General features: G+C 39.8%; 24 protein-coding genes. 10 read left to right on the top strand and 14 right to left on the bottom strand.

Annotated elements, in window-relative coordinates; genetic code table 11:
- Positions 1-6 precede the first annotated feature (6 nt).
- The 3 genes from FJ709_RS07560 (at position 7) to FJ709_RS07550 (ending at position 3,654) form a co-directional block, all read left to right on the top strand.
- Entirely contained in the window at positions 7-513 is a 507-nt protein-coding gene (locus FJ709_RS07560) for a glycine cleavage system protein R (protein WP_226415055.1), read from the top strand.
- Positions 514-830: 317 nt separating this feature from the next.
- Positions 831-2,702: a GGDEF domain-containing protein gene (locus tag FJ709_RS07555; RefSeq protein ID WP_226415889.1), complete on the top strand. Its 1,872-nt coding sequence runs from the start codon at positions 831-833 to the stop codon at positions 2,700-2,702.
- Positions 2,703-2,832: 130 nt separating this feature from the next.
- On the top strand, positions 2,833-3,654 hold the full coding sequence (locus FJ709_RS07550) for a DUF2797 domain-containing protein (protein ID WP_226415052.1): 822 nt from the start codon (positions 2,833-2,835) through the stop codon (positions 3,652-3,654).
- Between the two features lie 151 nt (positions 3,655-3,805).
- On the opposite strand, the gene FJ709_RS07545 is transcribed toward FJ709_RS07550, so the two are convergent.
- From FJ709_RS07545 to trmJ, 11 genes are all read right to left on the bottom strand, one after another.
- Positions 3,806-6,448: a TonB-dependent receptor gene (locus FJ709_RS07545; RefSeq protein ID WP_226415049.1), complete on the bottom strand. Its 2,643-nt coding sequence runs from the start codon at positions 6,446-6,448 to the stop codon at positions 3,806-3,808.
- Positions 6,449-7,215: 767 nt separating this feature from the next.
- Positions 7,216-7,647, bottom strand: coding sequence for a nucleoside-diphosphate kinase (ndk, locus tag FJ709_RS07540; protein ID WP_226415046.1), 432 nt, complete (start codon positions 7,645-7,647; stop codon positions 7,216-7,218).
- A 252-nt stretch (positions 7,648-7,899) separates the two neighbouring features.
- Positions 7,900-8,235, bottom strand: a complete 336-nt coding sequence (gene fdx / locus FJ709_RS07535) for an ISC system 2Fe-2S type ferredoxin (protein WP_226415044.1) — start codon at positions 8,233-8,235, stop codon at positions 7,900-7,902.
- A gap of 8 nt (positions 8,236-8,243) precedes the next feature.
- Complete coding sequence (hscA, locus tag FJ709_RS07530; RefSeq protein ID WP_226415042.1) at positions 8,244-10,103, bottom strand: Fe-S protein assembly chaperone HscA; 1,860 nt, start codon at positions 10,101-10,103, stop codon at positions 8,244-8,246.
- Positions 10,104-10,207: 104 nt separating this feature from the next.
- A complete protein-coding gene (gene hscB, locus FJ709_RS07525) occupies positions 10,208-10,732 on the bottom strand; it encodes a co-chaperone HscB (protein WP_226415040.1) in 525 nt (174 codons plus the stop codon).
- A gap of 47 nt (positions 10,733-10,779) precedes the next feature.
- Positions 10,780-11,103 carry an iron-sulfur cluster assembly protein IscA gene (gene iscA, locus FJ709_RS07520; RefSeq protein ID WP_226415038.1) on the bottom strand — a complete coding sequence of 108 codons (324 nt, stop codon included), beginning with the start codon at positions 11,101-11,103 and terminating at the stop codon, positions 10,780-10,782.
- Between the two features lie 15 nt (positions 11,104-11,118).
- Positions 11,119-11,502 (bottom strand): Fe-S cluster assembly scaffold IscU, encoded by a 384-nt coding sequence (gene iscU, locus FJ709_RS07515; RefSeq protein WP_226415036.1) that lies wholly within the window; start codon positions 11,500-11,502, stop codon positions 11,119-11,121.
- A gap of 58 nt (positions 11,503-11,560) precedes the next feature.
- The gene (locus FJ709_RS07510) at positions 11,561-12,775 is read right to left on the bottom strand and encodes an IscS subfamily cysteine desulfurase (RefSeq protein WP_226415034.1); all 1,215 of its coding nucleotides are present in this window, start codon (positions 12,773-12,775) and stop codon (positions 11,561-11,563) included.
- A gap of 94 nt (positions 12,776-12,869) precedes the next feature.
- Positions 12,870-13,328, bottom strand: a complete 459-nt coding sequence (iscR, locus tag FJ709_RS07505) for a Fe-S cluster assembly transcriptional regulator IscR (protein ID WP_226415032.1) — start codon at positions 13,326-13,328, stop codon at positions 12,870-12,872.
- Between the two features lie 268 nt (positions 13,329-13,596).
- On the bottom strand, positions 13,597-14,418 hold the full coding sequence (gene cysE / locus FJ709_RS07500; protein ID WP_226415030.1) for a serine O-acetyltransferase: 822 nt from the start codon (positions 14,416-14,418) through the stop codon (positions 13,597-13,599).
- A 19-nt stretch (positions 14,419-14,437) separates the two neighbouring features.
- Positions 14,438-15,157, bottom strand: coding sequence for a tRNA (cytosine(32)/uridine(32)-2'-O)-methyltransferase TrmJ (gene trmJ, locus FJ709_RS07495; RefSeq protein ID WP_226415028.1), 720 nt, complete (start codon positions 15,155-15,157; stop codon positions 14,438-14,440).
- A gap of 148 nt (positions 15,158-15,305) precedes the next feature.
- Here trmJ and suhB point away from each other — a divergent pair, with 148 nt between their 5' ends.
- The 6 genes from suhB to FJ709_RS07465 all read left to right on the top strand — a co-directional run bounded on the left by suhB (position 15,306) and on the right by FJ709_RS07465 (position 18,705).
- The gene (suhB, locus tag FJ709_RS07490; protein WP_226415026.1) at positions 15,306-16,109 is read left to right on the top strand and encodes an inositol-1-monophosphatase; all 804 of its coding nucleotides are present in this window, start codon (positions 15,306-15,308) and stop codon (positions 16,107-16,109) included.
- 180 nt (positions 16,110-16,289) lie between these two features.
- Entirely contained in the window at positions 16,290-16,694 is a 405-nt protein-coding gene (locus tag FJ709_RS07485; RefSeq protein ID WP_226415024.1) for a phosphate-starvation-inducible protein PsiE, read from the top strand.
- 131 nt (positions 16,695-16,825) lie between these two features.
- Positions 16,826-17,128, top strand: a complete 303-nt coding sequence (locus FJ709_RS07480; protein ID WP_226415022.1) for a PilZ domain-containing protein — start codon at positions 16,826-16,828, stop codon at positions 17,126-17,128.
- A 138-nt stretch (positions 17,129-17,266) separates the two neighbouring features.
- On the top strand, positions 17,267-17,935 hold the full coding sequence (locus tag FJ709_RS07475) for an AAA family ATPase (protein WP_226415019.1): 669 nt from the start codon (positions 17,267-17,269) through the stop codon (positions 17,933-17,935).
- Entirely contained in the window at positions 17,922-18,263 is a 342-nt protein-coding gene (locus FJ709_RS07470) for a replication protein RepA (RefSeq protein WP_226415017.1), read from the top strand. The genes FJ709_RS07475 and FJ709_RS07470 overlap by 14 nt, the downstream gene beginning before the upstream one ends.
- A gap of 76 nt (positions 18,264-18,339) precedes the next feature.
- Positions 18,340-18,705 carry a VF530 family protein gene (locus FJ709_RS07465; protein ID WP_226415014.1) on the top strand — a complete coding sequence of 122 codons (366 nt, stop codon included), beginning with the start codon at positions 18,340-18,342 and terminating at the stop codon, positions 18,703-18,705.
- 36 nt (positions 18,706-18,741) lie between these two features.
- Here FJ709_RS07465 and FJ709_RS07460 read toward each other — a convergent pair whose 3' ends face one another.
- The 3 genes from FJ709_RS07460 to FJ709_RS07450 form a co-directional block, all read right to left on the bottom strand.
- Positions 18,742-19,563 carry a hypothetical protein gene (locus FJ709_RS07460; protein WP_226415011.1) on the bottom strand — a complete coding sequence of 274 codons (822 nt, stop codon included), beginning with the start codon at positions 19,561-19,563 and terminating at the stop codon, positions 18,742-18,744.
- Positions 19,564-19,621: 58 nt separating this feature from the next.
- Complete coding sequence (ribA, locus tag FJ709_RS07455; RefSeq protein WP_226415009.1) at positions 19,622-20,236, bottom strand: GTP cyclohydrolase II; 615 nt, start codon at positions 20,234-20,236, stop codon at positions 19,622-19,624.
- Between the two features lie 136 nt (positions 20,237-20,372).
- Positions 20,373-20,729, bottom strand: a complete 357-nt coding sequence (locus FJ709_RS07450; protein WP_226415006.1) for a YibL family ribosome-associated protein — start codon at positions 20,727-20,729, stop codon at positions 20,373-20,375.
- Positions 20,730-20,961: 232 nt separating this feature from the next.
- Here FJ709_RS07450 and FJ709_RS07445 point away from each other — a divergent pair, with 232 nt between their 5' ends.
- Complete coding sequence (locus FJ709_RS07445) at positions 20,962-22,218, top strand: NADH:flavin oxidoreductase/NADH oxidase family protein (protein WP_226415003.1); 1,257 nt, start codon at positions 20,962-20,964, stop codon at positions 22,216-22,218.
- The last annotated feature ends 186 nt before the right edge of the window (positions 22,219-22,404 follow it).

Below are 22,404 nucleotides of genomic sequence, written 5' to 3'. Positions count from 1 at the left end.
ATTTTTATGATGCGTTATTTGGTTACCCTTCAAGCTCCTGATAGAAAAGGCTTAGTTGAACAGATCGCTAATGCAGTAAGCCGTCAAGATGGTAATTGGTTAGATTCAGAGATGCGCCACCTGGACGGAATTTTTGCTGCAATATTACAATTAGAAATGCCCGTCGATAAATGGGATGCATTTGTCGATGCACTAGAATGTATTGATGGCCTATCATTAACTTATTCACAAGCAAGTCAAACGGCACCACCTATCAAACATGTAAGTTATCAACTTGTCGCTTACGATCGCCCAGGACTGGTGTTACATATTTCAAATAGTCTCAATGCGCTTGGGGTCAATATTGAGCACTTTAGCAGCCAATATGAAACCGCAAGTCATACTGGCGTGGCCTTATTTAGAGCAAATATGAGCTTAGGCTTAACCGAACTGATTCAAGAAGAACAAATCGTCGAGCAATTTTATAAATTAGGCGATGATGTTGTTTTAGATAAAGTCACTAAAACCAACTAGCAATAAGTATCCAGCCAACCTGAAGCAAAGATTTAAATGCACTATTATATAGTGCATTCAAATTATGCCATCGAAATTATAGACTTCCACTAGCATAGAAATACTGTCATGCCTCAGTTTCTATAAGCTAGGAATTGTTGATTTTTCGACAAGGCTTTTACAACAGTTTGTCATCATTACACTTGGACATCTCACTTAATATCGAAGTTAAGTATCTGATTATATATGGTCTATTAGTTAATAAGGTGTATACATAATGCTAGATTATGATAATCTTCATTTATAAGACTAAAGGGATAATTAGTACTGTGACACCGATGAATATGACCTCTTCAAAAGCTTGTGTGCTGTTGATTTGCTTTCTAGTTAATATTTATAGCTCAAATGGACTTGCAAACGAGTCGGTTGAATATTTTGAAAACTATGCAGGATCTCATTCTGTAGAAGAAACGCTGAAACACTTAGATCAATTCAATATCGAAACGAGCATTTTAGCTAGTGAAGATAAAGCAAAGTTGTATTTTTTATACGGTCAACTGTATGAGAAAAACCGCCAGCTTGATTTAGCAATTAGCAGTTATGATAACAGTATCAATTTGGTTAACACATTGGCCATATCTGATACCTTAATTGACAGCCATCTTGAACGCTCTTTTGCCCTCTATCTGCAAACAAATGACCCTGCTATTTACTGTGTCGATCGTTATAAAGCGCTTGAATATGCAAGACAGCAAAATAATACCGAGCTATTAACCAAAACATTGACCCAAAATGCATTTTGTTATGAAGGAGCAAATACCATACATATAGGCATTGCTTTACTAGATGAAGCAATGAATATTGTCGATAAAAGTGAAAATCTCAACACCAATCGAAAAGCGTTAATTTATAATGCAACAGGCAGCCTTTATCGAAATGTCGGCTTGCATCAGCGTAGCTATGACAATTTTGAAAAAGCCTATCAAACCTGGGCGACAATTGATGATAAACAAGACATGTTTAATATGTTGCACAACATGTTGAGCCAAAGTATTAAGCTAGGTCATTGGCCTGAAGCAAAAACCAATGTTGAGGCACAATTTGAGCTCGCTAAATCAAACCTAGCATTCAAAGATTTTACTTTTTTCGCACACTTAAATGCTGGACGCGTCGCATTGGGTATGAATGATTATCCAAAAGCGATAGCAAACCTAAATAATGCCATTCAGTTGCGTCACACCACCCAAGAGCAATATTTTGTCACTAGTGGTTATTTATTTCTTGCAATCGCTTACATGCGTAATGGGCAGACTGCAGAAGCTGATGAGATGGCGACGCTATTTAAACAAGATCAAGATTTCAGAACAGACAAACAACAGATGACACTTAAAGCGGATGCAATTATTGCATTTGCAAAACAAGATTACTTAACTTCAGTCAATTTACTGTTTCAATTAATTGATGATGAACGTAAAAATAACCTCAACATGTTAAATCCAGAAGTCATCAACTCGGCTTTAAATCACCATGCCAAAGTCGCTGAGTTTGAAAATATTCTCCTCGCCAACAAACTGGCTATCAATGAACTAAAGCTCACCGCAATTCAAGATAAAGAAAGAATTAATGAGCTTACATTAACCATTGTGGCTTTATTAACTATCACATTGGGCTTGTTTCTACTTTTTGCACTAAACACTTACAAAAAACGCTCACAAACAGACTTTTTAACGAAAATTGCCAATCGAGGATTTACGTTTATAAAAGGTGAGCAGTTAATCAAACGTGCTATAAAATTACAACAATCTGCCTCATTGATCATTTTTGACATAGACAATTTTAAGGAAATCAATGATAAATACGGCCATCACATTGGTGACTTAGCGATTAAAGCACTCGCACAAAGAGCGCAAACTTGTATTAAAAAGCAAGATCTTGTAGGCCGTATCGGGGGGGAAGAGTTTTTAATCGTGTTACCAAAAACGAGCGAGCAGGATGCTTGGGCTATTTCAGAACGCCTTAGAAACAGCATTGCCGAAAAAGACTTCATCTTTGATGGCATCACAATAAACTTTACCATTAGTTTAGGTCTTGCTGAATTACATTCATCAACCACCTCACTGCAAGACTTAATGATAGAAGCAGATAAAGCCCTATATCAAGCAAAGTTTTCGGGTAAAAATAAAGTCTACCTAGCAAGGCAATGTGCTTAACAAAGCACGACTATATTTCGATTAAGCAGCCCTAAAGACGAATGTAAAAGTGCAATTGAACTAAATTACGGCATGGTTTAGCCATCACATCTGTTAAACTCTGTTGCAAAAGCTCATAAATGGAACACGCATGTTAGGCACATTATCAAAACTCAACACTTCACTTAACTCAGTGGATGAAGTGCAATATCAATTACCTGTGGGTAACTCACTTATTGCATTAAATCCCCTAATCGGTAAATCACTGACGTTAACGCATACTGGTAATATTTTTTGTTGTAATTGTGGCAAGAAAACTAAAAAAAGTTATTCCCAGGGCCACTGTTATGTTTGTATGCAAAAACTGGCTAGTTGCGACATGTGCATCATGAAGCCCGAAACATGCCATTTTGACCAAGGTACTTGCCGTGAGCCAGAATGGGCGCAAAGCCATTGTTTTGTTCCTCATTATGTCTATTTATCAAATACCTCAGGAATAAAAGTCGGCATTACTCGTCACAACCAAATACCGACACGCTGGATTGACCAAGGCGCCACCCAGGGATTGCCTATTTTTAAAGTGTCGACCCGTAAAATGTCAGGGTTAATTGAGATAGAATTAGCAAAATTCATCAATGATAAAACCCATTGGCAGGCCATGCTTAAGGGTCATAATGATGATATTGATTTAGTGTCTCAAGCGGCTGAGTTAATACCTTTAATCGCTGATAAATTACAACAAATAGCCGCTGAACATAGCAATATAATTATTGAGCGATTAGACGCTAACATTCAAGCAATTCAATACCCTATTGAGCAATTTCCACTAAAAGTAAAATCACATAACTTTGATAAAGTGGCAGAAGTAACAGGTATATTACAGGGTATTAAAGGGCAATATTTGATATTTGATACCGGGGTGATAAATATCCGTAAATTTAGCTCATACGAAGTTGAAGTCAGTAACCTGTAGTCTGTTGTCTGTTGTCTGTTGTCTGTTGTCTGCTAAGAAAAAAACATCAATTTTAACAACTAAAAACACAAAAAAAGCCCTAGAACATTGTCTAGGGCTTTTTTATTTCGTTTCAGCTAGTCATAGGATTAGCGTTAACAAATACTCGATATTAGAACTTCACGTTAGCACGAACGAAGAAGTAACGACCTAACACATCATAAGTGAACGGGTCGGTATTTGAATCGTTGTTACCAGTGAAATATGGAGGCTCTTCATCAAAAATGTTATTCACACCAGCTGACATGCGAACAGTGTTTGTCACGTCATAAGAACCTGATAAATCGTGGTAAACAATGCTGCTTACAGTAGGTGCATAACACTTAGTGGTGTCAGCTTTACATGCAAAGGAGTCCATACCATCGATATAACGCGCTTCATAAGTTGCGCTCCAATCATCACCAGTTGCTGTGATGTTAAAGTTTGACTTAAACTTAGCGTAAGCACCGACACCGCCAGTGATATAACCACGGTAGTCAACAGCTTTACCATCTGGATCAAACTCTTCATATGAAGAAAGAATTGAAGAGTCTAAACCCGCTTTCCAGCTTAAATCTAACGCATCAAACACATAAGCTACGTTAATGTCATAACCTGAAGTATTGGTTGCGCCAATGTTTTGTAAACCATTGTCAAACTTAATACGGCCAGTGTTATCCAACGAAATATTAGAAGACTGACACAATGCAGTACCGGTATTGATTAACGAGCCATCAGCACCTAAACACTGGTTAGCCACATAGTTAGAATCAACAGCAGTAATCGTGTTGGTAATACCGATATCGAAATAATCTACAGTGAACGATAAACCTTCAACATAGCTTGGAGAGTAAACTAAGCCAATAGTAGTAATATCAGCTTCTTCTGGAGTCAGTAGTTGGTTACCACCTACAGTTACTTCAGCTTGCGTTTGAGTAGTTGCTGGGTGAACAACTTGGTTAAACGATGGCGACTTACCACCAAATAACTCACTTACTGTTGGTGCACGGAACGCTGTCGAGCGACCACCACGAACCATTAGATCGTCATATAAACGCCATGTTAGACCTAACTTCCAAGTTGTATCTTCGCCAAATGTGCTGTAGTTGAAGTAACGCACTGCTGCGCTCATATCAACTTGCTGTGCCATTGGTAAGTCGGCTAACAATGGAATCGCTAATTCAGCATACAACTCATCAACACTGAACTCACCAGCTGTACCTTCAACACGTGGGTCGTTAGCTAAGCCCTGAGCCGTTAATGAGTCAGGTGTATAATGTGCTGACTCTTTACGGTTCTCATAACCTGCTGCAAAACCTAATTCACCCGCTGGTAAATCAACAATACCACCCGATAAAGTAGCAGCAATAATGTCTAACTCACTACCACCACTGTTCAACTCAGTGTAAATGTACGGAGCGATATTATCGGCTTGCCAAGATTCTTGTAAGAAAGGATCAAATGTACCTTCTAATACAGCATCATTGATAGAGCCTAAGTTATGTAGGTTGGCTAAGGTATCAACAGAGTCATTCTTACCTTTGTTGTAAGATGCATCCCATGTCCAGCCATTGTCAAACTCGCCTTCAAGACCAAGTACAATACGAATTGTATCAACTGTTTGGCTAGACTGGCGTGTACCAGACTCAACCATACGACGACCATAACTGACACCTTCACCATTAGCAACCCATGGAAGTAGATCATCAGTCATCCAACCGCCAGCAGCTTTTGGCTGATAAACCCAAGGGCCTTTGTTCCAAATTGGTTGAGGCGCCATTTGTTGGTCAGACCAACGCTTGCTATACATGGCTTCAGAGAAGAACATTGTTGAATCAGTCAGGTCATATGTACCCGCGAAGCTTAAGTTTAAACGCTCCATTGGCGTTGAAAGGAAGCTGTCTTTTGAATAATTAAAACGGTCAGCATCTGTAAACTCGTGGTATTCACCACCAAGACCGCTTAAATCTGCACCGTTATCACCCCAAACGTGACCACCTTCAGAATAAGAGCTACCTGCACAGTAAGTTGTTTTAGCACCTGCAGCACCTTTCTCAGCGATTGGACACTCAGAGAAACCACGATCAGCTTGGCTAGCTTCACCGCGTTTAGTGTACTGAGCATTGATAACTACGTTACCTTTATCAAACGTGTTACCTAAAGTAAAGTCGATGCTTGTTTCATCAGCATCACCTTGGCCAGAAATACCGGTTTGTGTATTTAATTCTAAACCGTCAAAATCACGTTTTAGAATAACGTTCACAACACCCGCAATAGCATCTGTACCGTAAACAGCTGAAGCGCCATCTTTTAATACTTCGACACGTTGGATCATTGAAACTGGAATCGTGTTTAAATCAACCGTTGAAGCTGCACCAGTACCTGATGCGATCATACGACGACCGTTTACCAATATTAGAGTACGGTTTGAACCTAAACCACGTAGGTTCATTGATGCATTACCACCAGAACCATTATTAACTGCAGCGTTAGTCATTGCGCCGCCTGACGATGTCATTTTTTGCAAAACATCATCAATTGAAGTCGCGCCAGATGAAAGAATAGCAGACGCATCGATAACACTGACTGGGCTTGCTGTTTCCATGTCGGTACGTTTAATACGTGAACCGGTAACAGCAATACGCTCAACTTTTTGAGCCTGTTCTTCTGCTGCAATAGCAGAAGCTGAAAATACACTGACAGATGCAACACTTGTTGCTGCAACTGCTAATAAACTACTACGAATAGCTTTCGCAGTTAATGAAACTGAACTCATAATAAAACTCCCTGCAACTTAGTTTTAAAAACATCAAGTTGTTATATTTTTTATAATGCAATTAGCCAAGCGCTAATTACAGGGAAGCATTATTAATAAATAAAAAACGATTAGTCAACAACGGCAACATATCAAACACAATAGGGGTGACAATTTATTCACACGAACAAAGATAAAAGTAAGCTTCTGATTTTAAAGTAAATTAAATATATCAATTATTTATTTTAATTTATATTAAACAAAATTTACCAAAATAAAAAACAAATTTAAAACACATTAATTCACAAAAATTAACAGGGAAACAATATAAAAACAAATGCATCAATAACTACACAATTCAAGTGATTATTAAATAGACTGAATTAATGAAATAAATACATAAACTGATAGATAATTACTTTTTTATTGCCAACGCTGTGATAAAACTCACTTTAATATAGTTGTAATTAAAAGTTTATCTATTGAAAATATTGTATATAAAATACACTCAAATAAATTAACATTATTAGTTTGCTAAATTCGTTAACAATTCCACTGCTCATATAACAGCTTATATCGTGACAATTCTGTACCCTTAGGGAATCTACATGCAAACAATAAGCTAAAGATACAATTAATAAGCTAGTAAAATACGATATTTTTACTGCTATAAAATACTAAATGTAATGACTTCGGTCACAGTACAATGGATAGCGTTAATAGGTTGAATCTCAAATTTAGGGCAAAAAAAAAAGGCGCCTAGGCGCCTTCTCATTTCTTAGCAAAGATTAACGAGTGCGTGGGCACACTTGATCAGCGCTAAAGAAGTAAGCAATTTCACGAGCTGCTGATTCAAGTGCATCAGAACCATGAACTGCGTTTTCATCAATGCTAGCAGCATAGTCGCCACGTAGCGTGCCACGAGCAGCTTCAGCCGGGTTAGTAGCACCCATGATTTCACGGTTAGCTAGAACAGCGTTTTCGCCTTCTAACACTTGAACCATTACTGGGCCAGAAGTCATGAAAGAAACTAAAGCACCAAAGAAAGGACGTGCGCTATGTTCAGCGTAGAAACCTTCTGCTTGTTCTTTAGATAAATGAACCATTTTAGAAGCAACGATCTTAAGACCTGCTGATTCAAAACGATTATAAATAGCACCGATGTGGTTGTTAGCAACTGCATCTGGTTTGATTATAGAAAATGTGCGTTCGATCGCCATAACTAGCTTCCTTAATGTGAGCAAGTTTATAAAATTCGCGCGGATTATACGTAATTTAATATTGTATGCATAGCATAAGTGGTGTTTTAGGTGAAAATTGCTTCTTTACGGACGCATTTTTAACCATACAGCGGCGATAACAAGGCGTGAATATCTAGTGGTAAAAACTAGCGGTATTAATCAAACACAAAAAAGGCAATAACCCTCTAGGTTATTGCCTTTTAAATATGGCTAAAATAGTCAATGACTGGCTTAGCCTTCACTCACCATATTAACGGTGTATTTAGGGATATCAATCACCATGTCACATGCAACCACTTTAGCCTGGCAAGATAAACGGCTCTCAGGCTCTAATCCCCAAGCTTTGTCTAACATGTCATCCTCAAGCTCATCACTTGCTTCAAGCTGATTAAAGCCTTCACGCACAACCACATGACATGTAGTACATGCACATGACTTTTCGCAAGCATGCTCAATATGAATACCATTGCGTAAAGCTACGTTTAAAATGGTCTCACCGACTTCAGCTTCAAGCACTGCACCATCAGGACATAACTCACTATGGGGTAAAAAAACTAATTGTGGCATGTTCTCACCTATATATTGTCGACAGAACGGCCCTTAAACGCCGCTTTTATCGAGTTATCCATACGTCTTGCCGCAAAATCTTGGGTTTGGGCATCTAAATCGTTGATGGCTTTTTCAATCGCATCAACATCATCTTTTTCTGCGGTAGCAGCTAGTAACTCAATAGCAGTTTGTAGCTGTAAACGCACATTGGCTTCGAGTAAATCACCGTCTTTTTGTAATGCAGCATTTAACGATTCAATAACTCTAGCAGCTTCAACTTTTTGTTCTGCAAGCATACGGCGAGTAATATCCTCTTTTGCATGCTTCATAGAATCTTTAAGCATTGTAGCAATTTCTGTATCAGATAAACCAAATGATGGCTTAACCTGAATGCTAGTTTGTACTCCGCTCGACTTTTCCATTGCGGTGACATTCAGCAAGCCATCTGCATCGACTTGAAATGTCACTCGAATATGCGCAGCACCGGCGGCTAAAGCGGGTATACCTTGCAAGGTAAAACGCGCTAGAGAGCGGCAATCATCGACTAACTCGCGTTCACCCTGCACAACATGAAATGCCATTGCAGTCTGACCATCTTTAAAGGTAGTGAACTCTTGAGCTCGCGCAACAGGAATTGTGGTATTTCGGGTAACCACTTTTTCTACCAGGCCGCCCATGGTTTCAATACCTAGGGATAACGGAATAACATCTAACAATAATAAGTCTGACTCAGGCTTGTTACCGACTAAAATGTCAGCTTGAATTGCGGCGCCAATAGCGACAACCCGATCAGGATCGATTGTGGTTAATGGTAGTTTATTGAAGAAGGCTTCAACCTGCTCACGAACCAAAGGGACACGTGTAGAACCGCCAACCATAACGGTTTCAATCACTTCATCGGTAGTCACACCCGCATCACGTAATGTGCGGCGACAACTACCAATAGTTTTTTTAACTAATGAAGCAATTAAAGAGTCAAATTCAGCTTTAGTAACAATTAAATCAAGTTGTTTATCATCGTACGACAAATTCGCGGTCACGTTTTGATTATCTGTTAGCGCTTCTTTGACTCGGCGAGCTTCAATCAATAGTCGACGAGACTCTTGTGCTGTCAATGTGGTTAATTGCCAGGCTTGCTTAAAGTGTTCAAATAAAAGGTGATCAAAATCATCACCTCCTAATGCAGAGTCACCACCGGTAGCGAGTACTTCAAATACACCACGATTTAAGCGCAGAATAGAAATATCGAATGTGCCGCCACCTAAATCATATATGGCAATCACACCTTCTTGTTTAGAGTCTAAACCGTAAGCGATAGCGGCTGCTGTAGGTTCATTAAGTAAACGCAGTACCTTTACCCCTAACAGCTCTGCGGCATCTTTGGTCCCTTGACGTTGTGCATCGTCAAAATACGCCGGAACCGTAACCACTACGCCCTGTAATTCGCCACCTAAGGTTTTTTCAGCTCGTTCTATCAAGGGTTTTAAAATTTCTGCGGATACTTGAATTGGATTAACCTTGGCTTGCTGAGTAACAAACACAGGTAACCCATTCTCACTTGCTTCAAACTGATAAGCATGTAGAGCATCACGATTTTGAATATCTTGTAGGCTGCGGCCCATAAAGCGCTTAACCGACACAATAGTATTTTGTGGGTCAATCGCTGACTGTGCTTGAGCCTCATGCCCCACTAAAATAGTATCTTTACCGTAATGAACCACAGATGGCAAAGAATGCTGACCTTGCTCATCGAGTAATGTGCTTGCTTGGCCGCTTCTGACTGCCGCGACCAGTGAATTAGTGGTACCTAGATCAATACCGACAGCTAAGCGATGTTGATGCGGCGCGGCGCTTTGTCCAGGTTCTGCTATTTGCAACAGTGCCATAGTGTTCCAACTTTGTTGTAGATAAGCCACAGGGCTTATCAAAAAAAAACGGGGCGAAGTCGATAAGTGACTGCTTGTAATCTAAGGAAAAATATTGCTTTAGATTAATCAAGTAACGCATCTTCGATACGTGCAAGCTCATCGTGTAATTTTGCCATGAATTTTAACTTACGAATTTGATCTGCCGCTTGCTTATTATCATTTTCATCAGCGCTTATGAGCTGCTGGCTCAATAAAGTAAACAATGACTTTTCGTAAGAGGCAAAAGAATCGTATAAGGCATCAATTATACCTTGTGGATCGGCTGAGTCGGTAATGTCTTCCAACATTTCTCGCCATTCCATTTGCTGCATTAAAAAACCCGTATCTTTAATGGTCGTCGTTTCATGACTAAGCTCAATGCCGCGCAAGCTTAATATGTGCTCTGCTCGTCTGAGTGGACTCTTTAGGGTTTGATAACCATCATTGACTTGCGCAGTACGCTGAACAGACAATAGTTTTTGTTGTTCAGTATCATTGGCAAACTTATCGGGGTGCACCGCCCGTTGCAGATCGCGGTAGCGCTCTGCAAGTGAAGCGGTGTCAATATCGAAGGATGGAGCGAGGTCAAACAATTCGAAGTAATTCATTTAATAACATTCATACTTGCATGTTTAAAACACAGTGAAGTGATCATTTACACGGTAAAGCTTTCACCGCAACCACACTCACCTTTGGCGTTAGGATTATTAAATTGGAACCCCTCATTGAGGCCCTCTTTAATAAAGTCTAACTCGATGCCTTGCAAATAGATAAAGCTTTTGGCGTCGATGATAATATTAACACCGTCAATAGTGTATAACTCATCATCGTCATTAAGCTCATCTACAAACTCAAGCACATAAGCCATTCCTGAACAACCAGATGTTCTCAACCCAAGGCGTAAGCCAAGGCCATTGCCGCGATTAACAAGAAATGATCTTACTCTGTCAGCCGCAGCTGGGGTCATTGAAATTGCCATCTTTAACTCCAGGTATTACTTAGACTGCTTCGACTTGTACTCTTCAATTGCCGCTTTAATAGCATCTTCTGCTAAAATAGAGCAATGAATTTTCACTGGTGGTAACGCTAATTCAGCCGCAATATCAGCATTTTTGATGCTACCAGCCTGGTCAACCGTTTTACCTTTAACCCACTCTGTCACCAGCGAGCTAGAAGCGATAGCGCTGCCACAACCGTAGGTTTTGAATTTAGCATCTTCAATAATGCCATCGGCATTAATTTTAAGTTGCAGCTTCATCACGTCACCACAAGCTGGTGCGCCAACCATACCGGTTACTACTGAAGGGTCGTTCTTGTCAAATGAACCCACGTTACGTGGATTTTCATAATGGTCGATTACTTTTTCGCTATAAGCCATGATACTGCTCCAAAATCTCTGTCATTTATCAGTTGGTACTAATTGGTGAGATAACCAATTAGTGATGTGCCCATTGAACTTGGTTCAAATCGATACCATCTTTAAACATCTCCCAAAGTGGAGACATTTCACGTAACTTATCGATAGATTCAGTGATTACATTAATTGCATGATCAATTTCTTCATCGGTAGTAAAACGACCAATAGAGAAACGAATTGAACTGTGCGCCATTTCATCATTTAAGCCCAGTGCACGAAGCACATAGCTAGGCTCTAAACTTGCGGATGTACAAGCTGAACCGGAAGAAACCGCTAAATCTTTTAGTGCCATCATTAACGATTCACCTTCAACAAAGTTAAAGCTCACGTTAAAAATACCACAGAAGCCTTGCTCAGCATCGCCATTGATATAGGTTTCTTCAATGTGATTAATGCCAGCCCAAAGCTTGTCACGTAGACGACGAATGCGCGCTGTATCTTCTTGCATGTCTTGCTTTGCAATAACAGACGCTTCACCTAATCCTACAATTTGGTGAGTTGCTAATGTGCCACTACGCATACCACGTTCATGGCCGCCACCGTGCATTTGAGACTCTAAACGGATACGAGGTTTACGGCGAACGTACAACGCACCGATACCTTTAGGCCCATACATTTTATGGCCTGATATTGAAATCAAATCCACTTTTGTTTGCTGTACATCAAGCGGTATTTTACCTGCACTTTGTGCAGCATCCATGTGGAAGAAAATACCTTTAGCACGACAAAGTTCACCGATTGCGTTGATATCTTGTATCACGCCGATCTCATTATTAATGTGCATAATGCTGACAAGAATAGTGTCATCGCGCATTGCAGCCTCAAGACGAGTCAAAGGAATAATCCCATTGGCTTCAGGCTCTAAATAAGTGACTTCATAGCCTTCACGTTCTAACTGGCGACACGTGTCTAACGTGGCTTTATGCTCAGTTTTACTGGTAATAATATGCTTACCCTTCTTATGATAGAAGTGAGCAATACCTTTAATCGCAAGGTTAGATGATTCTGTTGCACCCGATGTGAATACGATTTCACGATGGTCAGCATTAATCAGATCAGCAACTTGATTACGGGCAATATCAATCGCCTCTTCAGCTTGCCAACCATAACGATGAGATCGAGATGCTGGATTACCAAACACTCCGTCCATAGTCATATGTTGAACCATTTTCTCTGCGACACGCTTATCGACAGGGGTTGTTGCGGCATAATCTAGATAGATAGGAAGTTTCATAACACACTCCGTACTTAGTAGTCTCAGTTGAGTCTACATACAACGTACAAATAATAATTATATTTAAATCAACACTGTGTTTAATAACTACCAGTTATAAAACACGGTGTTCCTTCTGGATTTTATCTTGCTTAATAGAGATAAACTGCACATCTCTTTTGTTCATCAGACCAGCAAGTGAAATACCATTTAAAAACTCTGAAATTTGTTTGCTTAAATCACCCCATAAAGAGTGGGTAAGACAGCGGGTGCCACTTTGGCAATTCCCTTGTCCTTGGCAGCGAGTGGCATCAACAGATTCATCAACTGCATGGACAACCATGCCCACGGAAATGGCATCAGCCTCTAAGCCTAAACGGTATCCGCCACCGGGTCCGCGTACACTGGACACCAGACCGTGCTTTCTTAATTTAGCAAAGAGTTGTTCAAGATAAGACAACGAAATGCCCTGTCTTTCAGATATATCTGCTAAAGGTACAGGCCCTGTACCAGAATGAATCGCAACATCCAGCATAGCTGTGACTGCGTAGCGACCTTTTGATGTAAGTTTCATAACTTGCTACTGCTCCCAAAAAGTATGCAGTAATTTCATCATACCCGAGTAAATTAGTCAAGTATTAATCCTACTAATTTACTCAGGTATTAAAGTAAGAGAACACAAAAACAGCTTCATTTTAGCCGAGGTATTTAACCTTTTTATAGCTTAAAATTCAATGCCCATAGGGGATTTATTCCCCTATGGGCATTATTTTTTGACCAAGATAGGCATTTAACACTTTTTAAGCTTTATATTGACTGGCTAATGAGCCAACCAGTACAAGTTATATACTTGGATCAAACTCAGTCAGTTCACGTTTTCGGTTTTTAGCTGCCGCTTTTTCAGCTTCGTCAAAGTCACCTACATTCAATTGAGGTAACTTTTCAGTGCACACTTCTCCACCCATAGTTTGAACGGCTTGACAAAGTTCCTGTACTTTAGAATCCATTAGATGCATATGGTCAAGCATCTGGCCAATCGCATTGGCGACAGGATCAGGATTGTCCGGCGACACGGCATATGCATCAAAGCCATATTTTTTAGCCATCTCAGTACGACGTTCAGCTTTCTCTTTTGACTGCGTACTTGGTGAAGAGACAACTCGTCCCGGAATACCCACAACAGTATTATCGGCCTCAACATCTTTAACCACAACTGAGTTAGACCCGACTCGTGCACCATCGTGCATAGTAATTGGACCTAATATTTTAGCCCCTGCACCAATGACCACATTGTTACCTAATGTAGGGTGACGTTTCCCCGCCTGCCAGGTTGTTCCACCGAGAGTAACTGAATGATATAAGGTACAATCGTCACCAATTTCAGCCGTTTCACCAATCACAACCCCCATGCCATGATCGATAAAAAAACGTCTTCCTAAGGTCGCTCCTGGGTGAATTTCAACCCCAGTTAACCAGCGGGAAAACGTCGACAAGCAACGCGCTGTTAATCGCCAATTTTTTCGCCAAAACTTATGACTAATCCTATGCAACCAAATTGCATGCATACCAGGGTAATTGAGTAAAATTTCAATCGTACTGTTTGCTGCAGGATCACGGTGATAAATAGATTCAATATCTTCTTTTAATCTTGATCTCACGCCCATGTGAACTCCCTTATCACCACTATTTTTTATCTATCTTTTTATCTATCGAGGTTAAAATACCCCGTAAAATATTCATTTCTTGTGCTTCAATTCGAGCACGGCTATATAAACGGCGGAGTTTCGTCATCACATTACCGGGATGATTCTTAATAACAAAGCCAGTCTCCGACAAGGTAGACTCTAGATGTACAAAGAAACGTTCTAAATCTTCAGCCAGAGGATATTCTTCCTCTGGTGCGGGCTGCTCACCCAAGGCTAAATGCGCCACACGAGTTTCATAACAAATAATTTGCACAGCTTGGGCTAAATTAAGTGAGCTATATTCTGGGTTTGCCGGAATAGCAACATGGTAAGTACACTTTTGCAGTTCTTCATTACTTAAACCATGATTTTCGCGGCCAAATACAATAGCAACCGGACCTTTAATACTTTCAAGCGATAATTTTTCGCCAGCTTGGCGTGGGTCGAGCATCGGCCAATCTAATGTACGGCTACGTGCACTTGTCGCAATAACTAAACTACAACCAGCAATAGCCTCATCTAATGAGTCAACTGTTGTGAGATTTTTTAAAATATCTGATGCACCTGCCGCCAGTGCGATAGATTGTCCATCCGGCTCTACTCTTGGTTCAGCAAGATATAAATTAGATAAGCCCATGGTTTTCATTGCACGGGCAGTCGAACCAATGTTTCCAGGGTGAGACGTGCCCACAAGCACAACACGAATATTACTTAACATGACACCACTTTAATTCAAAAAATATTGGACATATGTTACCACAAGCCCTGTTTATAACGTTATATGAAAATCTGCATTTGATATAACTATTGAATAAGGTATAATGCGGCCGCTGTTTTATTCGTTCTTTAAAATCCAGGGGATTGCTATGCATCCGATGATGACTATTGCCACACGCGCTGCCCGCGCTGCTGGCCAAACAATTATGCGCGCCTATACTGAACTCGACCGTGTTGAGGTAAGTACCAAAGGAATTAATGACTTTGTTACGAGTGTAGACAAGGAAGCAGAAGCAACTATTACATATCAAATTCGTAAATCTTACCCTGATCACACGATCATTGGTGAAGAAGACGGTGAAAACCGTGGCGAAAGTAAAGATTATGTCTGGATAGTAGATCCTTTGGATGGCACCAACAATTTCGTTCGTGGTATTCCTCATTTTGCTGTTTCAATTGCCCTTCAATATAAAGGCGTGACAGAAGTCGCGGTTATTTATGATCCGGTTCGTGAAGAGCTGTTTTCAGCTGTTCGCGGTAAAGGCGCAAAAGTTAACGATTTCCGCATGCGTGTTACCAGTGTCGGTGAATTGGACAGTACCATAATAGGTACAGGTTTCCCATTCAAAGCACGCCAGCATACAGAAACCTATATGAAAATTTTAGCGGATGTATTTCCGCAATGTGCTGACTTACGTCGTACAGGTTCAGCAGCTTTAGATTTAGCTTATGTTGCTGCAGGCCGTTTAGACGGATTTTTCGAAATTGGTTTAAAGCCTTGGGATATCGCAGCAGGCGACCTAATTTGTCGTGAAGCTGGCGGTACGGTTACAGATTTCACTGGCGGGCATAATTACCTGATTTCAGGTAACATTGTTGCTGGTACTCCAAAAGTAACCACTCAATTAGTTAAAATTATGCGCCCTTTACTTAATGAAGCGTTAAAGCGTTAGTCATTGACTGCGAGTAATAATAGAAACGATTACTCATACTCGTCAAAATGGTCGCTAAAATATTGAAACCGCTAATTTAATTAGCGGTTTTTTTATGTCTGTGATTAAGATCTCTGGGCAAGCGACTTACTTTACTGAATAATACCATTAAGGTTTCACTACAAAATAACAGAGCTAAACATGCATAGAATAAAACATGCCAGCATACAATCTTTAAAGTCGATTGAATATGTAGTCCTTTTCATTATTGCTTTGGCCACTACTTTTGCTATTGGCGAAGAGATAATGCATATGTTCGCCATTAAAACCGTAGAACTTGCCGATCTGTTATTATTATTTATCTATCTTGAAGTATTAGCCATGGTGGTCAATTACATAGAGTCAGGTAAGTTACCTATTCGCATGCCACTGTATATTGCCATTGTTGCCTTAGCACGATATCTTATTTTAGACATGAAAGGCATGGATGACTGGCGAATTTTAGCTATATCATTTTCAACCATATTATTAGCAGCTACGGTGATTGTGATCCGCTGGGGACAATTAAAAATGCCTTATCCCAGAAATCAAGACTACGACAATTAACGTTAAGTCACTTAACACTAAAACGCCAAGCATTTTGTTTGGCGTTTTTGTTTTTAATAACCGTTTGGTATTGCTTAAAAAAACCAATATGCTAAAACTAAAGTATCGAATCCACTTAAGGGGAAATAAAAATGGACCAAGAGCCGACAGGTTTTGATGAAAAACGTACTTCATTGCGCGTAGATATGGAAGCTGAGCGGATCAAGTTACATTGGATCAATAAAGCTGGTGAAAGTAATGAAGACGATGGTGTTTGTATTGACCTGGCTCGCAAAGGCGTATTATTTGATTACCGTCAGGCTTTTGAATTAGGACAATTAATCGCACTTACATTCAATCCCGGAACCGATAAACAAAATACCATCAAGGGGCAAGTATGTCGCTGTAATCAAAGTTCACCGCACAGCTATCACATTGCGTTGCAATTACTTTAACAACGACCTTCCAGTCGTGTTCAATTAGGTCAAAGTATTATACATATTTACCCAGAGTGAAAAACATGTTCTATACTCAAATTATTAAGTTAAATAGATGAAACTTATATTGATAAAAAACCACAATGGGAGAAGGGTATGATACTGCTCGTAGGCGGTGAAAAAGGAGGCAGTGGCAAAAGCTGTTTAGCACAGAACCTTGCCGTTTATATTACTCAAAAATTCGCTGCTAATGTGTTGATGGTAGATTGTGACCCGCAACGCACCACATCCGATTGGATCCAAGCTCGTAATACAGATCCTAGCCTTGCACCCATTAACTGTATTCAACTCTACGGTAAAATTCGTAATGATTTACTGAGTCTAGATGAGCGCTTTGACTACGTCATTGTTGATTGTGGTGGTCAAGATAACCTTGCTATGCGCGCAGCCATGTCCGTTGCAACTTATGTGGTCATCCCTTTAAGACCAAAACGTCGTGACTTAAAAACTCTTCCACATATGGAAGATATGTTAAGCACCTGTAAAATGGTCAATCCTAAGATGGTAGCAGCAATTGTAATGACCCAGTGCCCTTCTTTACCTACGCAATTTAAACGTATTTTAGAAGCCAAAGAAGTTGTCGAGTCATTTAACCTTCGCGCCTTAAACTCAGTTACTTTTAGCCGTAATATTTATGACGATAGTGAAGAAAGCGGCTCATCGGTTATGGAAATAGAGCCTGATGGTAAAGCCGCAATTGAAATCCGTGCAATTGCTGATGAATTATTTGCTATACCACCAGAAAATAGTTATGAGTTTAACTGACCTTAAGCGTAAAAAACCGAAGCAAAACAAAAAGTCTGTTTCGGTTGACGACTTTATCGAAGATGCCAATAACTATGCGTTGGGCAAACAGACTGTTGTGGGTGAAAATCCACAGATGCAACAATCGACTAAAGCATTTTTAAGTGGCCTAGATAAAAAAAGTGTCAAAATTTATCGTCATGCGACTTTTACACTCACAGAGAGAAGCATTACCCAATTAGACGAACTGTCTAAAAATAATAATGTGGCTAAATCAAAACTGCTGCGTATCCTAATTGACGATTTTTATCATTTATCAACAACAGATCGACAAAAGCAGTTAAAGTAATATTGAGACTCCCTGTAGGATACTATTTTAGCGTATAATCTTGCTCTATCATTTTATTATCGGCCTTACTTTTATTATGACTCAGCAAAATAATCCGCTTCACGGCATTAAATTAGAAACAATCATTACTTATTTAGTCGAAAAGTATGGCTGGGAAGATTTAGCCCTTCGGATCAACATTCGCTGTTTTAAAGACAATCCGAGTGTTAAATCCAGTTTAACGTTCTTACGTAAAACTCCATGGGCGCGTGATAAAGTAGAATACCTATATTTAAGGTGTAATAAGCTGCCATTGCCGATAAAAAAAGAACAAGAGGCTCCTTCAAGATCATCGACCCAAAAATCAACTCATCAAAAAATCACCACAAAGGTAAAGCCTGTTACTTCGCCTGATAACACTCATGATGATAAACCTATAAATGCAAATATTTGGGGTAAGTAAGCTCAACTTGGGATAATAAAATCTTTATAGAAAGGGTTACAACGGGAATTCGAAAATGAGTCGCCACACTTGTAGCCCACCTCCAACCTGATAACTCACACCCAACCGGTCTATTTTTAGGCCATCCCAGCCAAAAACATCATGACCTATCGGTTTAGAGAACTTCCAAGTAGCACCTACTTCATAGGTGTGATTGGTGACTACATCAGCACCTACAGGGTTAACGAAGGTCAATTTGTCGAAAAACCAGCGACCAGCAAAGAACAATCTAGGCTCCACCTCAATATCATTCCAAAGCCAGTTCGTGCCCAGTCCGAAATCTAGACCGCTTTGTAAAACAGAATAACTTTCAGCGCTATCATTTAAACTGCTGCGATAGCCTGCATAATACAGTCGGTTTATCCAGGTAGGTGAATAGATAGGCATATCAATTTGATACACTGATGATATACCAAATGACATGATCCCAACATTACTTTCATTTGAAAAGTTATAGCCATAACCCATATCTAAATAGCTTTCGATTGTCAATTGTTCATCAACAAACCAATGGTACTCAACTCCAGGTGTAAAGGTTATTGTACCGACGCTTTTAGGTAATTGCCCGCCAGGTAAATCATTAAATGAATAGTCGAAAAAACCCAAGGATATAGGTAAGCGTAACTTAACTAAATGATCTTCCGCTTGGTCGATAACAACTGAAATAGGTATATTGGCCACGGCAGCACTTTGACCTGAAGTGCGATAAACACCACTGCCAAGATAGTTTGCAAAAGCATAGTGTGAGGCATCAGGAGAGGATATAGGTGTTTCGGGTATATCCTGTGCGATAGACAGAATTGAGTATTGCAAAGCCATAACAGTCGCAATGATTTTGCAATATTTTGCCAAATATGGCTGCTTCACTAAAGCTTGATTAGTCTTGCTTATCATTGAAGTGATATTCAGACATCATGTGCCCAAGCTCGGTGGATTTAGTCTTTAAGTAGCCTTCATTGTAACGATTTTTGCCTACTTGTAATGGCACTCTTTCAACCACTTCAATGCCTTCATTTTCCATAGCTTTTACTTTGCGTGGATTATTGGTCATTAACCTGACTTTAGATACATTGATTTGCTCAAGCATCGGCTTAATCATATCGTATTGACGCATATCAGCTGCAAAGCCTAAACGCTCATTAGCTTCTACTGTGTTAGCACCGCCATCTTGTAGCTCATAGGCTCGAATTTTATTTAATAACCCAATACCGCGTCCTTCTTGACGCAGATATAAAATAAATCCTTGCCCTAATTCAGCAATATTTTGCATCGCGGTTTGCAATTGAAAACCACAATCACAGCGTAAACTAAATAACGCATCGCCGGTTAAACATTCTGAATGAATACGCCCTAAAATCGCTGAGTCAGCATTTAATTCACCGAAAGTTAATGCAACATGCTCTTTGCCAGTTTCAGTATCTTCAAAACCGTGCATGGCAAATATACCCCAAGGGGTAGGTAATTTAGACGTAGCGATATATTTTATCGACATGAAATAGACCTTACAACAACACTCATTCCCTGAGACCTAATATGAGACCGTATTTCCAGAGACTTACTTGCCTAAGAATGGTCGTTGACGGCACCAAGTAAAGCTGCAATCAACTACACAAAAAATTGAAACTGTATTAGAACTCGCTTGGGGCAAAGCCCGTCACTGTCTTAATGCCCATTTCACGACCTAATGCAGTCATAGGGTGAACAACCACTAACCCTTTAACAGACTTTTTCAATTGACCCATGTCCGCTTGCTCGGCTTTGGTTAGCTCTCGTTTAAAGGTTAAACCCTTCACTTCACTGCCTTCTTTATTAAGCTGGCGAGTTTGTTGGCCTTTAACGTTAGCAATACGTTTAGTCATTGCGGTGATTTCTTTTTTGAACTGCAAAATAATAGCCGCGTCACCGCGCTGTTCAGCCGCCGCTAATTTACGACGAAACGTATCTAATTTACCATTAAGAGTTTGCAGTTCTTGCTTTAAATTCATTACTTTACCTTTAAACTATTCAGACAATTACAATGAGGATTGAATAGACACTATTCAATATAAAACCACATCATAATTTAAGGAGGGAATTATATACCCAAACCTTGTTAATTTGCGAACATCAATCACAGGTTTGTGAATAATTTCAACATAAAATATCAAGTGGTAGTGGCTTAAAAGCCTACTTTACCGCTATGCTGATTTTAATAATCACATAACGGCGAGTTTAATCATGTTGCAAGATCTCTTTAGCGCGGTTCAAATCACACCTCAAACAACACTTAAAAACCGTTTTGTCAAAGCCGCTATGGAAGAGAACTTAGCCAGTAATCAACAACTACCCGATGAAAAACTGTTTCGCCTATACCAACAATGGGCCCAAGGCGGCGTTGGGTTAATCATTACGGGTAATGTAATGATAGACAGAATGGCAATGACAGGCCCCGGTGGTGTCGCACTTGAACATGACACACCCTTAGCGCCATTTGTTAAATGGGCAAATATAGCCAAAGCTAATAATACTAAAGTGTGGATGCAATTAAATCACCCTGGTAGACAAGTATTTAAGGCCATGGGAGGTAAAAATATTGCACCATCAGCTATCACCCTCAATTTGGGTAAGCATTCCAATTTATTTTCAATACCACAGGCAATGATTGAAAATGAAATACAAGATGTAATTAAACGGTTTGGCCAAAGTGCTTATAAAGCTAAACAAGCTGGCTTTAATGGAGTAGAAATCCACGCCGCTCATGGTTATTTATTAGCGCAGTTTTTATCGCCATTAACCAACCAACGCAGTGATGAATGGGGTGGAAGTTTACTCAATCGCGCCAAGTTATTAATTGAAGTAATAAAACAAGTAAGGCAATGCTGTGGTACTGATTTTGATGTGGCGGTAAAGCTTAATTCAGCAGATTTTCAGCGGGGTGGTTTTGATATTGATGATGCTGAACAAGTCATTAACTGGTTAGCAGAGTATAACGTAAACCTAGTAGAGTTATCGGGCGGAAGTTATGAAGCTCCTGCAATGCAGGGGCGAAGCGCAGATGATAGAACATTAGCACGCGAGGCCTATTTCTTAAGTTTTACAGAGTCACTGGTTAAACGATCACCTATTCCATTAATGTTAACCGGTGGTATTCAAAGGCTACCCATTGCCCAAAAAGTCATTGATGCAGGCTTTAGTTTATGCGGTCTAGCAACTACCCTTGCCTATAAGCCTAACATTATCAATAAGTGGCAAACCAATCCAAATATGTCTGTTTCCACTAAACAAATCAGTTGGGAAAATAAAACCTTCGCAGCACTTGCTACAATGGCGATTATTAAGCGTCAGTTACGTCGAATGAGTCGAGGCAATAAGCCAAAAATGAACGATTCGCCACTGTGGAGTTTAATATTAGATCAAATTAAAACTAAACGTAGAATGGCTAAATATAAGAAATATTTACAGGCTCACTATTTAGCCACAAAAAATCAACTTTAGTCACCTTGGCTAACTGAGAAAATTGAGGCAGGCTAATACATTAAACTTTTAACCTGCTTTTTTGCGGAAACTCTGCTGATTTAAGGGAAGCTTCATCTAACTCAGCTCATAATAAGTCGTATTTAAACTTCATTTCACCACTAAAAATCGTAATAAAATTACAATTGCTACTTATGTGTGGACTTG

Source organism: Shewanella glacialimarina (genome assembly GCF_020511155.1).
Classification (GTDB): domain Bacteria; phylum Pseudomonadota; class Gammaproteobacteria; order Enterobacterales; family Shewanellaceae; genus Shewanella; species Shewanella glacialimarina.
Note: the sequence above shows the minus strand (reverse complement) of the source record. Positions and strands in the feature narration are given on the sequence as shown.

Excerpts from the sequence above, each read along its gene's own strand:
- FJ709_RS07460 (WP_226415011.1), bottom strand. The coding sequence starts at position 19,563 with ATGGCTTTGCAATACTCAATTCTGTCTATCGCACAGGATATACCCGAA.
- FJ709_RS07470 (WP_226415017.1), top strand. The coding sequence starts at position 17,922 with ATGAGTTTAACTGACCTTAAGCGTAAAAAACCGAAGCAAAACAAAAAG.
- FJ709_RS07555 (WP_226415889.1), top strand. The coding sequence starts at position 831 with ATGAATATGACCTCTTCAAAAGCTTGTGTGCTGTTGATTTGCTTTCTA.
- iscU (WP_226415036.1), bottom strand. The coding sequence starts at position 11,502 with ATGGCTTATAGCGAAAAAGTAATCGACCATTATGAAAATCCACGTAAC.
- FJ709_RS07510 (WP_226415034.1), bottom strand. The coding sequence starts at position 12,775 with ATGAAACTTCCTATCTATCTAGATTATGCCGCAACAACCCCTGTCGAT.
- FJ709_RS07560 (WP_226415055.1), top strand. The coding sequence starts at position 7 with ATGATGCGTTATTTGGTTACCCTTCAAGCTCCTGATAGAAAAGGCTTA.
- cysE (WP_226415030.1), bottom strand. The coding sequence starts at position 14,418 with ATGGGCGTGAGATCAAGATTAAAAGAAGATATTGAATCTATTTATCAC.
- iscA (WP_226415038.1), bottom strand. The coding sequence starts at position 11,103 with ATGGCAATTTCAATGACCCCAGCTGCGGCTGACAGAGTAAGATCATTT.
- trmJ (WP_226415028.1), bottom strand. The coding sequence starts at position 15,157 with ATGTTAAGTAATATTCGTGTTGTGCTTGTGGGCACGTCTCACCCTGGA.
- suhB (WP_226415026.1), top strand. The coding sequence starts at position 15,306 with ATGCATCCGATGATGACTATTGCCACACGCGCTGCCCGCGCTGCTGGC.
- ribA (WP_226415009.1), bottom strand. The coding sequence starts at position 20,236 with ATGTCGATAAAATATATCGCTACGTCTAAATTACCTACCCCTTGGGGT.
- FJ709_RS07545 (WP_226415049.1), bottom strand. The coding sequence starts at position 6,448 with ATGAGTTCAGTTTCATTAACTGCGAAAGCTATTCGTAGTAGTTTATTA.
- FJ709_RS07485 (WP_226415024.1), top strand. The coding sequence starts at position 16,290 with ATGCATAGAATAAAACATGCCAGCATACAATCTTTAAAGTCGATTGAA.
- FJ709_RS07445 (WP_226415003.1), top strand. The coding sequence starts at position 20,962 with ATGTTGCAAGATCTCTTTAGCGCGGTTCAAATCACACCTCAAACAACA.
- hscA (WP_226415042.1), bottom strand. The coding sequence starts at position 10,103 with ATGGCACTGTTGCAAATAGCAGAACCTGGACAAAGCGCCGCGCCGCAT.
- ndk (WP_226415046.1), bottom strand. The coding sequence starts at position 7,647 with ATGGCGATCGAACGCACATTTTCTATAATCAAACCAGATGCAGTTGCT.
- FJ709_RS07550 (WP_226415052.1), top strand. The coding sequence starts at position 2,833 with ATGTTAGGCACATTATCAAAACTCAACACTTCACTTAACTCAGTGGAT.
- FJ709_RS07475 (WP_226415019.1), top strand. The coding sequence starts at position 17,267 with ATGATACTGCTCGTAGGCGGTGAAAAAGGAGGCAGTGGCAAAAGCTGT.
- FJ709_RS07465 (WP_226415014.1), top strand. The coding sequence starts at position 18,340 with ATGACTCAGCAAAATAATCCGCTTCACGGCATTAAATTAGAAACAATC.
- iscR (WP_226415032.1), bottom strand. The coding sequence starts at position 13,328 with ATGAAACTTACATCAAAAGGTCGCTACGCAGTCACAGCTATGCTGGAT.
- fdx (WP_226415044.1), bottom strand. The coding sequence starts at position 8,235 with ATGCCACAATTAGTTTTTTTACCCCATAGTGAGTTATGTCCTGATGGT.
- hscB (WP_226415040.1), bottom strand. The coding sequence starts at position 10,732 with ATGAATTACTTCGAATTGTTTGACCTCGCTCCATCCTTCGATATTGAC.
- FJ709_RS07480 (WP_226415022.1), top strand. The coding sequence starts at position 16,826 with ATGGACCAAGAGCCGACAGGTTTTGATGAAAAACGTACTTCATTGCGC.
- FJ709_RS07450 (WP_226415006.1), bottom strand. The coding sequence starts at position 20,729 with ATGAATTTAAAGCAAGAACTGCAAACTCTTAATGGTAAATTAGATACG.